Below are 12,511 nucleotides of genomic sequence, written 5' to 3' on the forward strand. Positions count from 1 at the left end.
AAGATCCGCTCACAGGCCTTTTATTCGTTCTATTCTTCGTCTTCTTCTTGATCTAAGAACGTATTTAACGTTTCTTCAATCATGTCCCACTCTTCATCCGTTTCAATAGGCTCTAGTTCGCCATCTTCACCGTTTTCGTTTGGCGTGAAGCTTGATGCATGAATTTCAATTTCTTCATTGTCTTGCTCAGAAATTGGGTAGTAAAGAACATATGATTTGTTAAAATGGTCGCTTTCAAAAGTAAATAGTACTTCGCAAAGCTGTTCATTTCCATTATCATCAACGATTGTAATTTGCTTTTCTCCGTGTTCCATTTTGATTCACCTCATTTTAATTTAAGCTGTCTAAGTACCCTTGCAGGATCATAACAGCCGCCATTTTATCAATGACTTTTTTACGCTTTTGTCTGCTCACATCTGCAGAGATGAGCATTTTTTCCGCTGCCATTGTCGACAGACGCTCGTCCCAAAGCACAACAGGAACATTGTACGTGTTTTCTAACACTTTCGCAAATGATTGGCTGGCTTCGCCTCTAGGACCGACCGTACCGTTCATATTTTTTGGAAAACCAAGTACAATTTTATCCGTTCCATATTGCGAGACAATCTCAGACAGGCGGCTGAGACCGAAGTCTCCGCCTGCTTCATCAATTTTAATTGTTTCAATCCCCTGCGCCGTCCAGCCCATTTCATCACTGATTGCAACACCAAGGGTTTTCGTGCCTAAATCTAAGCCTAAAATTCTCATGTTTTACGCCTCTTTATGTGTCTCTAAGTACGATTTAACCAATTCCTCAATTAATTCGTCTCGTTCTAGTTTACGAATTAGGTTGCGTGCATCCTGATGTCTTGGAATATAAGCAGGGTCGCCTGACAGCAAGTATCCGACAATTTGATTGATCGGGTTGTATCCTTTTTCTTGGAGTGCGTCATGAACTGTAATGAGCACTTCATTCACATTGGTTTCAGCTGAATCATCAGAGAAGTTAAACTTCATTGTCTTATCAAATGAACTCACTGCTTCTTGCACCTCTCTTCCAACATTCTACTAGCAAGCTTTTTTCTAACCGCTCATCTAATACCATTATTCTACACTACATCGCCTGATTATAAAACGGATTTGACAGATTCTTCGACAGTTGCCAGTGCTTCTTCAAGCTTTTCTGGTTGTTTTCCGCCTGCTTGTGCCATGTCTGGGCGTCCGCCCCCGCCTCCGCCGCAGATTTCAGCTGCCTGTTTCACAAGTTTCCCTGCATGCAGACCCTTTTCGATGACGTCTTTTGTCACTCCTGCCGAAATGTTTACTTTTCCGTTTTGAACGGCTCCGAGCACAATGACAGCTGAGCCTAATTTAGCTTTTAAATCATCAACCATTGTTCTTAAATGGTTCATGTCTTTCGCGTTTACTTTTTCAGTTAACACTTTCACTCCGCCGATTTCTTTCACTTTCTCTAAAATAGAGCCTGCTTCAGCTTGGCTTAATTTTGCAAGAAGAGATTCGTTTTCTCTTTGAACTTCTTTTAAATCTGCCTGCAATGAAGCGATACGTTTTGGTACATCCTTCGTATTTGACTTCAGCTCACTCGCTGCCTGCTCTAAAATCCCCAGCTGGTCATTTAATTCTTCGTATGCCCCTTTACCAGTCACTGCTTCAATCCGGCGTGTTCCAGCACCAATACCCGATTCAGATGCAATTTTAAACAACCCAATTTCCGCAGTATTTTGCACGTGACAGCCGCCGCATAGTTCGATGCTGTAATCGCCTACTTGGACAACTCGGACAATATCGCCATACTTTTCGCCAAAGAGCGCCATCGCACCCATTTCTTTTGCTTCAGCAATCGGCTTCAAGTCAATAGCAACAGAGATGCCTTCCCAGATCTTTTCGTTCACGATTTTTTCAATCTGAGACAACTCTTCTTTTGTAACTTGTCCAAAATGAGAGAAGTCAAAGCGAAGTCTATTTTCATTCACCAGTGATCCTGCTTGGTTCACATGGCTGCCCAAAACGTCTTTTAACGCCTGATGCAATAGATGTGTCGCTGTGTGGTTTTTCACAATGCCTTTTCGAAGAGCTGATTCCACTTCCGCAGTGACTTCAAGTCCTTTTTTGGCTGTACCGCTTACGACTACTCCTTCATGAACATGTTGACCGTTTGGTGCCTTTTTCACATCTTTGATGTCAATGATCACTTCAGCGCTTTTCAATGTCCCTTTATCAGCCACTTGTCCGCCGCTTTCTGCATAAAAAGGTGTTTCATCTAATAAAATTTGTACTGTATCGCCTTCATGTGCTTCTGAGACAATTTCGCCATTTTGAAGCAATTCAATCATATGAGCATCTGCCATTAGATTTTCGTAGCCGACAAATGTGCTTTCTACTTTAATATCTCCTAAAGCACCGCCTTGAACCTGCATACTGCCGACATCTTGTCGCGCATTTCTTGCACGTTCACGCTGCTTTTCCATCTCAGCCTGGAAGCCTTCACGATCCACTGTCATGTGCTCATCTTCTGCGTATTCTTCTGTGAGCTCGACAGGGAATCCATACGTGTCATACAGCTTAAATACATCTTCACCTGAAATCTGTGAGCTGCCTTTGTCTCTTTCTTTTTTGATGACTTCTGACAAAATCGCTAAACCTTCGTTCAATGTTTCATGGAAGCGTTCTTCTTCATTCTTGATGACTTTTGCAATAAATTCTTCTTTCGCTTGTACATCTGGGTAGAAATCCTTCATGATTTCCGCCACAACTGGAACTAGATCAAACATAAACGGGCGATGGATGTGAATGGTTTTTGCATAACGCACAGCACGGCGAAGCAAACGTCTTAACACATACCCGCGGCCTTCATTGGAAGGAAGCGCTCCATCACTTACAGCAAAGGCAACCGTCCGGATGTGGTCAGCAATGACTTTGAATGCTGTATCCTTTTCCTTTGTTTCGCCATAGCTTTCTCCAGATATGGTCTCAACTGCACGAATAATTGGCATGAATAGATCTGTATCAAAGTTCGTAGGCACGTTTTGAATGACAGATACCATTCGTTCAAGACCCATCCCTGTATCAATATTTTTCTTCGGCAGCGGCGTGTATGACCCATCTGGATTATGGTTAAATTCAGAGAACACTAGGTTCCACACTTCTAGATAACGCTCATTTTCTCCGCCAGGATATAATTCTGGATCGTTCATATCGTGACCGTATGATTCACCGCGGTCATAGAAAATTTCTGTATTCGGTCCACTTGGGCCCTCTCCAATATCCCAGAAGTTCCCTTCAAGGCGAATAATACGTTCCTCAGGTACACCGATTTTATCTCTCCATAGAACATACGCTTCTTCGTCCTCTGGATGAACAGTGACAGATAACAAATTCGGGTCAAAGCCAATCCATTCGTCACTTGTGAGGAATTCCCACGCCCATTCAATCGCTTCTTCTTTAAAATAATCACCAATAGAGAAGTTTCCAAGCATTTCAAAGAATGTATGATGACGTGCTGTTTTCCCTACGTTTTCAATATCATTTGTACGAATTGATTTTTGCGCGTTGCAAATACGCGGATTGTCAGGTACGACGCGGCCATCAAAGTATTTCTTTAATGTTGCCACCCCGCTGTTGATCCACAAAAGTGTCGGATCATCATGCGGTACGAGTGAGGCACTCGGTTCTACAGCATGTCCTTTTTCTTTAAAAAAGTCTAAAAACATTTGGCGTACTTGAGCTGAAGTTAAAGTTTTCATTCAAAAATTCCTCCCTTTTCATTCATCAATCTCCACACAAACGAAAAAACACCCCGCCCTATGCAAGCACAAAACGACTTACACAGGGACGAGATGTTCTCGCGGTACCACCCTGATTATAGACAAATTCGTCTATCACCTTCACATCCGATAACGCCGGAAGAGAGCGGCAGTGTTTATCTGCACTCGGGACTAGCTTCCGTTAAAGGTCTGATAAGGCTTTTCTCAGCAAAATAAAGCCTCTCTCTGAAACAGCTTTTTAACGTACTCGGGTCCGTCATTGAATTCAGTATGTAGTATGAATCGAAATTATTATAGACAACTCGGCTCCTCTTGTCAATGAACGCTTCGCCTCATAAGGATATATTGCACAATGATCACCCTGATGATAGCGGCAGTTGGTACGGCTAAAATCATGCCTATTAAACCAAATAACTCTCCACCAGCAAGCAAGACAAGCATAATGACGACAGGATGCATATGAAGACTTCTCCCTACGATAATCGGGCTGAGGACGTTGCTTTCTAAAAATTGCAGTACGGCGACTGTAATCAGCACAATAATAACTGATTTCACCGAGATGGTAAACGCAATAAAGACAGCGGGAATCGCGCCAATAATCGGTCCAAAATACGGAATGACATTCGTTGCGCCAATCAGCATACCAAGGACAAGCGGGTACGGAATATGAAACAGCCAGAGCACAATGGCGGCTGCCCCCCCAATGAATGAACAGACAAGCAGCTGCCCTCTAATATAATTACCAAGTGATTCATCAACTGCCTTTACAAACGCATGCCCCCTCTTCCGAAATGAGGGCGGCGTCAAATACCATGCGGCTCGCTTCATTGTATTCATATCCTTCACCATATAAAAAACAAGAAAAGGGATGAGCGCTGCAACTAGTGCATAATCAAGTAAGACTTTACAGCTAAGAATCATCCGCTCCGCGCCGTTAGCTGCATATGTCTCCGATTGAACAATTAAGCGATCCAAGCGGTCGTGAAGTCCGTCAGGCCAATGGCTTGTATGATGATGAATATGTGATAAGGCGCCATTATACGTTTCTGCAAGCACAGGAATTTGTTCTGACAGCTCATTTAGCTGCTTGATCATGACAGGCGCCCCTTTATAAACCGCAAGCCCAATCCCGCCAAAAAACAGGACATAAATCAATAAGAGACTCACAGTCCTTGGTAAGCCCCCTGCATGCAATCTTTCCACTATCGGATAAAGCAGATAAGAAATAAAAATAGCAATGAGTAGCGGAATGAGAACCGCCTTTAACAACAAAAAAATAGGCATCCATAACTCGTCGAGCTGCAATAAAATGAGCAAAGATGCAAGGACAAGCAGGACCCCTGCGGCATATATCAGAAATTGGATCGGACGTTTCTTCACCTTTTTCACCTCTTTTCTTATTGTTTAACCATCTTCTGCAATTATCCATGTAAATAAAATTTGTCCTAACTTTGTTAAAAATGAATACACATGAAACATACAGCACCATCCAAAGTTACTAAAATGTCTCCACTGACTATTACCATGTACAAGAGGAGGTTCTTCATGATCACATTCGAAGAAGTCAATAAACATTATGGCCAGTTCCATGTACTGAAAGACATTAACCTACATATTCAAAAAGGTGAGGTCGTCGTGATCATCGGTCCTTCAGGATCAGGTAAAAGCACGATGCTCAGATGCATCAATCGTCTTGAAAGCATTGATGAGGGTAAGGTCCTTGTCAACGAAGTGCCTGTTCAGCATCCGAAAACCAATATCAATCTTGTCAGGCAAAATATCGGGATGGTATTTCAGCACTTTCACCTCTATCCGCATAAGACGGTGCTTGAAAACATTATGCTTGCGCCAATGAAGGTGAAAAAGGTGAGCAAAGAAGAAGCGAGGGAAACAGCCGAATTTTATTTACATAAAGTCGGTATTCCTGATAAAGCTAACGCCTACCCTTCAAGACTATCAGGCGGACAGCAGCAGCGTGTTGCCATTGCTAGAGGGCTTGCGATGAAACCAGAGGTCATGCTGTTCGACGAACCGACATCAGCTCTTGACCCAGAGATGATTGGAGAGGTACTAGATGTGATGAAACAGCTCGCCCGAGAAGGAATGACCATGGTTGTCGTCACACATGAGATGGGATTTGCCAGAGAAGTGGCCGATCGTATTGTCTTTATTGATGAAGGCAGAGTTCTTGAAGAATCAACACCGGCTGCATTTTATGAGAAACCGCGTGAGAAACGCGCACAGCTCTTTTTAAGCCGTATTTTAAATCACTAGGGGGAATGATTTGATGAAAAAAATGAAACACTTTGGCCTACTACTCTTTATGACTTGCTGTATTGCCGCATTAACAGCTTGCGGATCTGCTGAAAAAGGCTCGACTGATGCAAAACAAAGAAGTTCTTTAGAAACCATTCAGAAAGACAAAAAAATGATTTTCGGGGTCAAGAATGATACACGTCTCTTCGGTCTAAAAAATCCTAGCAGTGGAGATATTGAAGGGTTTGATATCGATATTGCAAAAGCCATCGCACAGGAAATACTCGGTGATGAAGGAAAAGCAGAATTCAAAGAAGTGACATCCAAAACGAGAATTCCTTTACTGCAAAAAGGAGATATTCATGCAATCGTCGCAACCATGACGATTACCGAAGAGCGTAAAAAAGAAGTCAATTTCTCAGATGTTTACTTTGAAGCAGGACAATCACTGCTTGTGAAAAAAGGAAGCGACATTCAATCAATTGATGATTTGAAGAAAGGAACGAAAGTGCTTGCAGTAAAAGGATCTACTTCTTCTCAAAATATCCGCGAAAAAGCACCTGAGGCGTCTATATTAGAATTTGAGAACTATCAGGAAGCTTTTACAGCTTTAAAATCAAATCAAGGGCAAGTGCTGACAACTGATAATGCGATCTTATTTGGTATGGCAGATGAGGATTCAAATTACGAAGTCGTCGGCGGCACCTTTACAGATGAGCCTTATGGCATTGCTGTCAAGAAAGGCGATAAGGAACTAACAACGGCCATTAATAAAGCCTTAAAGACATTAAAAGACAATGGGGAGTATGACAAGATTCATCAAAAATGGATCAAAAAATAATCGTTTGACTTGTTTAGGGGTGAGCCGCTCATTGGCTCCCCTATTGATCAGGAAGGAAGTGAACTGATTGCTGCGGTTTTCCATTCTCACTGAAAACTTCAATCTTTATGTAGAAGGGTTTAAATATACAATTGGTGCAAGTGTCATTGCTTTGATTGGAAGCTTTTTAATCGGTACACTCATTGCCATTATGAGAATTGCGCCACTCAGACCACTCAACTGGTTAGGGACGGCTTACGTGGAATTTATTCGGAATATTCCGTTATTATTGATTACATTTGTCTTCTTCTTTGGATTACCCGTGCTTGGTATTGTAGCAGATGGCTTCACCGCCGGCACAATTGCCCTTGCCATTTATACCTCAGCCTTTATTGCTGAAGCCATTCGCGCAGGGATACAAGCTGTACCGCTTGGACAAATGGAAGCCGCCCGTGCTTCAGGTCTATCCTATGTCGGGACGATGCGGTATATCATTCTGCCGCAAGCGATTAAAATTGTCATTCCCCCTCTTGGGAATCAATTTATTAACCTTGTTAAAAACTCATCTATTTTAGGTGTCATCGCAGGGTTTGATCTCATGTATCAAGGAGACCTTATCGCTTCTAGAACATTTGTGACATTTGATGTCTACATTTTTGTTGCCATGTTCTATCTGATATTAACGATTCCGCTCAGTTTAGGCGTTGGTTATTTAGAAAAAAGGTTAGCAAGAAGCCACTAGAAAGGAGGACATATCATGGATTTTCTAGGTGCCTACCAGCCTGATCATCTCGCCTTTTTACTTGAAGGATTTGCTGTCACCTTAAAAGTGGCTTTTATCTCCATCATTTTGAGCTTTCTCATTGGATTAGTCATTGGCACATTGCGGTTCGCTCAAATTCCGATTTTATCAAAGATACTTGCAGTCGTCGTCGAAACCATTCGAAACTTGCCGCTCTTATTGATCATTTTTTTCACATATTTTGCATTGCCCGAAATCGGCATTAAGCTGAGCATTACAGCCTCGGCTATAGCAGCTTTAACCGTATTTGAATCAGCAATGCTGTCAGAAATTATTCGAAGTGGTTTAAAATCAATTGATAAGGGGCAAATCGAAGCCGCCAGGTCCTCTGGTTTAACCTATATCCAAACGTTAAAAATGATTATTATGCCGCAGGCTTTACGCCGAATGGTGCCGCCAATTGTTAGTCAATTCATCTCTCTTTTAAAAGATACGTCACTAGCTGTTGTCATTGCACTTCCAGAACTATTGCATCACGCTCAAATATTAAACGGTCAGAGCCAATCTTACTTACTGCCCATTTTCCTATTAGCGGCGATGATGTATTTTGTCGTCAATTTCAGCTTATCATTACTCGCCCGCCGATTAGAATATAGGCAGGCATAAAAAAGGACATCCGCTTTTAGCGGATGCCTCAGTGTGTAGACAAACCCTCGCATTTCGTGTCAGGTCTGCGCTCCGGTGCTCACGAATGTCAAATTCGCTCCGGGCCAGTGCTCGCCCTTCCTAGACTTCAAAGGTTTTCTATCACGCTGAAAAGAAGACAAAGGGCTAAAATAAAGATCATTTTAGCCCTTTGTCAACAATCTGGGACATCCGCTCTTAGCGGATGCCTTTTTTTACATCATTCTCATCACACGTTTTCTTAGCTTTTTCATATCCCGCTTTGATGGCATATCATATCGGCTTGCAAAGTGATATGCGAGTGCACCTGCACCAAGCGTTAATAGTGAAGAAGTCATTTTGCCCATTCGAAATTCCCCCTTAACACTTATAGTTGAATTGAACGTTCATCATCACTAAACAGATCATCTAAGCTGCTTAGTGTTCCGTCTTCTTCCACTTGGTGTGTAGATATTTTGCCTTTTGACAGTGTCAATTCAATAAAACAGCCCCAGCAATAATATTGATTGACCCCAATTTTTCCGATGTCTTTACATTTGCAATTTGGGCAAATGAGCATAATCAGCACCTCTTTACGTTCGGTTTAGAACAAGTGCTTCCTTTTGAACGTTGATCAAGGTTCCGGCAGCCTGAAGCTGTTTTCGAATCCCTGATAGCTCTGTAAAGAAGCCGTCCGAGAGTTCATATGCTACGATTGTGCCCGAATTTGTGCAAAAGTATACATCTTCCAAAATGCCTAAATTTTCACCGTCAGGCGACTGCATCATTTTCTTTTTTAATTTCGAAAATAAGAGGGATGGGGCGGAGGAATCTATGCCTACACCCTCCTGGCAGCTCACATATAAGCCTTTGTCTGTCAGCTGATCCCCAGCCGAGAATGGAATGAAGGCACAGTCTTTCTTTTTCCCATCTAATACATAACCTCCGCAGCTGCCTCCGGCTAATAAGCAAATATCTTTTATGGAACCAAGTGAATGAGACGTTTCACCAGTATAGATTGACATTCCTTCAAGCTCTCGACATGTTCTCAAAATGTGCTCAACCACCTTTTGCGGAACAGTCTTATCGTGTGCGTTTGCTTCAAGACTCATACGAAGAAATGGCTTCCATGAACGAACTATGCGAATTTCTTTTCATGCTAAAAAAGACTTCCATCTGGAAGCCTTTTATTCATGCATAAAATCAAATGGAGTGATTCCCTCCATACCGATATTTGCATCATGCACGCTAAACGGCAGTTCTTTTTGAAGTGCTGCAAGCTCCGCATCCATAATCTCTTCGGTTTGCACGAGCCGCATCGTTAAGGACGTTTGTCTGAGGGAATCCTCATTGTTTTTCACGCCCCACTCCAGTGCTGATTCCTCGCCGCACAGGATTAAAAACTTTTTACTTCGTGTAATGGCTGTGTACAGCAAATTTCGCCGAAGCATTCTGTAATAACTTCTCACGACTGGTAGTACAACGATAGGGAATTCACTGCCTTGTGATTTGTGGATAGAGCAACAATAGGCATGTGTAAATTGATGAAAATCCTTTTTAGTAAAAGTGATTTCATTCCCATCAAAGGAGATCACAGCCATATCTTCTTTTTCTGTGTTTTCTTTCGCATAAAAAATGGAGACAATTTCGCCAATATCACCGTTAAAAATATTGTTCTCTGGCTGATTCACAAGCTGAAGCACTTTATCACCAGTCCGGTACACCACATCACCAAAAGGAATTTCTCGACCTTTTGGTTTTTTAGGATTCAAAATGTGCTGCAGCATTTTATTGAGCTCATTAATGCCTGCTTTTCCTTTGTACATGGGCGCAAGCACTTGAATATCTTTAGCTGAATAGCCTTTTTGAGCAGCATTGCTGACGACTTTCTCAATCACTTCTTTCATTTGATCTGCTGAGCATTTGATGAAAGATCGATCCTTTGAACGTGCGGTAATATCCTTTGGCAGGACACCATTTTTCATATCATGTGCAAGTTCAACAATGCTGGAGCCGTCTGCCTGCCGGTAAATATCGGTTAGGGTAACCGCTGGCACGGCTTGTGATGCAAGCAAGTCTCTTAACACTTGGCCTGGTCCGACAGACGGAAGTTGATGTTCATCCCCCACCATGATCACTTGTATATGGTCAGGAATGGCTTTAAACAAATGATTCGCAAGCCAAATATCTAGCATACTTGATTCATCAATGATGACAAGCTTTCCTTCAATCGGCTGTTCATCATCATGAGAAAATCCCTCTGATCCGTTCCAACCAAGCAGCCGATGAATCGTCACAGCTGGAAGCCCTGTTGATTCTGTCATCCGTTTAGCTGCTCGCCCAGTTGGTGCCGCAAGCACAAATGGGAAGGATTCATCTTTTTTATAATCACTTGGGTCCAGTGATACACCATGAAGATCGCTGTAAAGCTCAACAATCCCTTTAATGACTGTTGTCTTCCCAGTCCCAGGTCCGCCTGTTAAAAGCAGCATTGGGGACATGAGTGCCTTTTGAATCGCTTCCTTTTGTGTCGGCGCATATTGGACGCCCAGCCGTTCCTCTAGCTCACCAAGGGCTAGAAGGAATTCTGATTCAGGAAATTGATCTGCATATTCCGTTTGGGAGACGATTTTTTGTATACGTTTCGCGACACTTTGCTCGGCATAAAATAAGGACGGATGATAGCACCGCTCATCTTCAATGATCATCTCTTTCCCTTCGCCAAGTGCAATGATCTGATCGGCGACGTCCATTTCCGTCACTTTGTACTCATTGCCTGTTTGATTGAGCAGTTTTCGGGTTTCGACGATCAAATCCTTTGTTTGTATGTACGTATGACCGTCCTGAAGACTGGCTGTCTCCACTGTATAAAGCAAGGCTGCACGGATTCGCTCTGGGTCACTTCCTGAGATGCCGGTTCTAGCGCCAAGTTCATCTGCCTTAATAAATCCGATCCCTTCAACATCCTTGACGAGCTGATACGGGTTTTCTTCAATCTTCTGCAGCGTCTCACTTTCGTACACTTGATAAATCTTCATGCTGAGCTGCGGACCAAAGCCGTATTGATTCAAGCTGATCATGATTTGTTCCAATCCTTGATGCTCCTGGAGCGCTGCGGCCAGCTTATCAGCCTTCTTTTTTGATAAGCGCGGAACGTCATACAAAACCGCTGGGTCACGCATAATTTTATGAAGCGTCTCACTGCCAAGCTTTCCTACAATTTCTTCCGCTGTCTTTTTGCCTATCCCCTCAAATAAATCACTTGAAAGATAATGGATTATTCCTTGTTTTGTTGTCGGTACTTCCTTTTGAAAATGAGTCGCCTGAAACTGTTCACCAAACTTCGGATGGCTCGTGACTTTGCCATAGAAGGTGTAAGTTTCCTCCTCATGAAGTGCTGGGAAGTAGCCTGTGACAGATGCTGTTTTTTCCTCTAAGTTTTCCGATGTTTCAATGACTTTCACCTTTAACACCGAGTATAAATTACTTTCATTATGGAAAATAACGGCTTGAACTGTCCCCTTTAAAAACGGTTCGTCCTCAAGCTTCATTTGATCTGGATGTTCCTGCACAGGTCTTCCCTCCTTCCGTCTATTCTGCCTCTTGAATCAGCTTTTGCGCATGTAGTGCCAGCATATGATTAGGCTGCACGTCAATGGCTTTTCCAAGCATCTCAAGCGCTTCGTCTTTTTTCTCTAAATATGCATACGCAACTCCTAAATTATAAAAGGCATCTGCATGCTGCGGATCACGCGTGACCACCTCGGTAAAGGTTGTCACCGCTTCTTCCAGCAATTGTTCATTGGCTAAGCACATGCCAAATTGGAATCTTGCTTCGTTATCATCTTCATTCAGTTCGATGGCACGCTGAAGATAAGGCATCGCAAGCTTCGGCTGCTCTAATTTAATGAGCGTCTGCCCCAGCATATAAAACAAATCACTATTTTCCATGCCCGCTTTTAGTGCTTGTTCAAAATAGTCTTTTGCTTTCATAAAGTCTTCTTTTAATGTGTATACATTTCCTGCTCCGTAATAGGCTGCAGCTGCGGCGTGATCAAGTTCAATGGCTTTTTGAAAGAAGTTTAACGCGCGTTCAAATTCATTGATGCTTGAAAGTAAGTTCGCAAAGTTAATATATGGAACCGGGTCTTTCGGGCTTTCTTCAATGGCTTTCGTAAAAGCTTCCGCCGCTTTTTCGATGTTCCCCTGATTTAAGGCTTCTATGCCAATTTCGTTATGATTCATTCGCTCTCTCATCCTTTCATT

The 12,511-nt window shown here is 42.6% G+C and carries 14 protein-coding genes and 1 other annotated feature; of the genes, 4 read left to right on the forward strand and 10 right to left on the reverse strand.

What is annotated here, in order from left to right:
- Window positions 1-29: 29 nt before the first annotated feature.
- From MKX52_RS11930 to MKX52_RS11950, 5 genes are all read right to left on the reverse strand, one after another.
- Entirely contained in the window at window positions 30-314 is a 285-nt protein-coding gene (locus MKX52_RS11930; RefSeq protein ID WP_003216483.1) for a DUF1292 domain-containing protein, read from the reverse strand.
- A gap of 16 nt (window positions 315-330) precedes the next feature.
- A complete protein-coding gene (gene ruvX, locus MKX52_RS11935; RefSeq protein WP_003216519.1) occupies window positions 331-747 on the reverse strand; it encodes a Holliday junction resolvase RuvX in 417 nt (138 codons plus the stop codon).
- 3 nt (window positions 748-750) lie between these two features.
- Window positions 751-1,017, reverse strand: a complete 267-nt coding sequence (locus MKX52_RS11940; protein WP_008358522.1) for an IreB family regulatory phosphoprotein — start codon at window positions 1,015-1,017, stop codon at window positions 751-753.
- Between the two features lie 89 nt (window positions 1,018-1,106).
- Window positions 1,107-3,743, reverse strand: a complete 2,637-nt coding sequence (gene alaS, locus MKX52_RS11945; protein ID WP_342490762.1) for an alanine--tRNA ligase — start codon at window positions 3,741-3,743, stop codon at window positions 1,107-1,109.
- 81 nt (window positions 3,744-3,824) lie between these two features.
- Window positions 3,825-4,033: a binding site (T-box leader), on the reverse strand.
- Window positions 4,034-4,079: 46 nt separating this feature from the next.
- A complete protein-coding gene (locus tag MKX52_RS11950) occupies window positions 4,080-5,144 on the reverse strand; it encodes an AI-2E family transporter (RefSeq protein ID WP_088000516.1) in 1,065 nt (354 codons plus the stop codon).
- 165 nt (window positions 5,145-5,309) lie between these two features.
- On the opposite strand from MKX52_RS11950, the gene MKX52_RS11955 reads away from it, so the two are divergent.
- From MKX52_RS11955 to MKX52_RS11970, 4 genes are all read left to right on the forward strand, one after another.
- On the forward strand, window positions 5,310-6,038 hold the full coding sequence (locus MKX52_RS11955; RefSeq protein WP_144468802.1) for an amino acid ABC transporter ATP-binding protein: 729 nt from the start codon (window positions 5,310-5,312) through the stop codon (window positions 6,036-6,038).
- Between the two features lie 49 nt (window positions 6,039-6,087).
- Window positions 6,088-6,861: a transporter substrate-binding domain-containing protein gene (locus MKX52_RS11960; RefSeq protein ID WP_342491891.1), complete on the forward strand. Its 774-nt coding sequence runs from the start codon at window positions 6,088-6,090 to the stop codon at window positions 6,859-6,861.
- Window positions 6,862-6,928: 67 nt separating this feature from the next.
- A complete protein-coding gene (locus tag MKX52_RS11965) occupies window positions 6,929-7,582 on the forward strand; it encodes an amino acid ABC transporter permease (RefSeq protein WP_342490763.1) in 654 nt (217 codons plus the stop codon).
- Window positions 7,583-7,597: 15 nt separating this feature from the next.
- Complete coding sequence (locus MKX52_RS11970) at window positions 7,598-8,248, forward strand: amino acid ABC transporter permease (protein ID WP_119125179.1); 651 nt, start codon at window positions 7,598-7,600, stop codon at window positions 8,246-8,248.
- A gap of 233 nt (window positions 8,249-8,481) precedes the next feature.
- On the opposite strand, the gene MKX52_RS11975 is transcribed toward MKX52_RS11970, so the two are convergent.
- The 5 genes from MKX52_RS11975 to MKX52_RS11995 all read right to left on the reverse strand — a co-directional run bounded on the left by MKX52_RS11975 (window position 8,482) and on the right by MKX52_RS11995 (window position 12,490).
- Window positions 8,482-8,613, reverse strand: coding sequence for a YrzQ family protein (locus MKX52_RS11975; protein ID WP_003216198.1), 132 nt, complete (start codon window positions 8,611-8,613; stop codon window positions 8,482-8,484).
- Window positions 8,614-8,633: 20 nt separating this feature from the next.
- Window positions 8,634-8,825: a hypothetical protein gene (locus tag MKX52_RS11980; RefSeq protein WP_003216308.1), complete on the reverse strand. Its 192-nt coding sequence runs from the start codon at window positions 8,823-8,825 to the stop codon at window positions 8,634-8,636.
- Between the two features lie 13 nt (window positions 8,826-8,838).
- The gene (locus MKX52_RS11985) at window positions 8,839-9,297 is read right to left on the reverse strand and encodes a prc-barrel domain-containing protein (protein WP_342490764.1); all 459 of its coding nucleotides are present in this window, start codon (window positions 9,295-9,297) and stop codon (window positions 8,839-8,841) included.
- Between the two features lie 135 nt (window positions 9,298-9,432).
- Entirely contained in the window at window positions 9,433-11,817 is a 2,385-nt protein-coding gene (locus MKX52_RS11990; protein ID WP_012010723.1) for an ATP-dependent RecD-like DNA helicase, read from the reverse strand.
- Between the two features lie 19 nt (window positions 11,818-11,836).
- Window positions 11,837-12,490, reverse strand: coding sequence for a tetratricopeptide repeat protein (locus MKX52_RS11995; protein WP_012010724.1), 654 nt, complete (start codon window positions 12,488-12,490; stop codon window positions 11,837-11,839).
- Window positions 12,491-12,511: the final 21 nt, after the last annotated feature.

The sequence above is a fragment of the Bacillus sp. FSL R5-0422 genome (genome assembly GCF_038610765.1).
Lineage (GTDB): Bacteria > Bacillota > Bacilli > Bacillales > Bacillaceae > Bacillus > Bacillus pumilus_O.

Excerpts from the sequence above, each read along its gene's own strand:
- MKX52_RS11980 (WP_003216308.1), bottom strand. The coding sequence starts at position 8,825 with ATGCTCATTTGCCCAAATTGCAAATGTAAAGACATCGGAAAAATTGGG.
- MKX52_RS11995 (WP_012010724.1), bottom strand. The coding sequence starts at position 12,490 with ATGAATCATAACGAAATTGGCATAGAAGCCTTAAATCAGGGGAACATC.
- MKX52_RS11960 (WP_342491891.1), top strand. The coding sequence starts at position 6,088 with ATGACTTGCTGTATTGCCGCATTAACAGCTTGCGGATCTGCTGAAAAA.
- ruvX (WP_003216519.1), bottom strand. The coding sequence starts at position 747 with ATGAGAATTTTAGGCTTAGATTTAGGCACGAAAACCCTTGGTGTTGCA.
- MKX52_RS11955 (WP_144468802.1), top strand. The coding sequence starts at position 5,310 with ATGATCACATTCGAAGAAGTCAATAAACATTATGGCCAGTTCCATGTA.
- MKX52_RS11970 (WP_119125179.1), top strand. The coding sequence starts at position 7,598 with ATGGATTTTCTAGGTGCCTACCAGCCTGATCATCTCGCCTTTTTACTT.
- MKX52_RS11930 (WP_003216483.1), bottom strand. The coding sequence starts at position 314 with ATGGAACACGGAGAAAAGCAAATTACAATCGTTGATGATAATGGAAAT.
- alaS (WP_342490762.1), bottom strand. The coding sequence starts at position 3,743 with ATGAAAACTTTAACTTCAGCTCAAGTACGCCAAATGTTTTTAGACTTT.
- MKX52_RS11975 (WP_003216198.1), bottom strand. The coding sequence starts at position 8,613 with ATGGGCAAAATGACTTCTTCACTATTAACGCTTGGTGCAGGTGCACTC.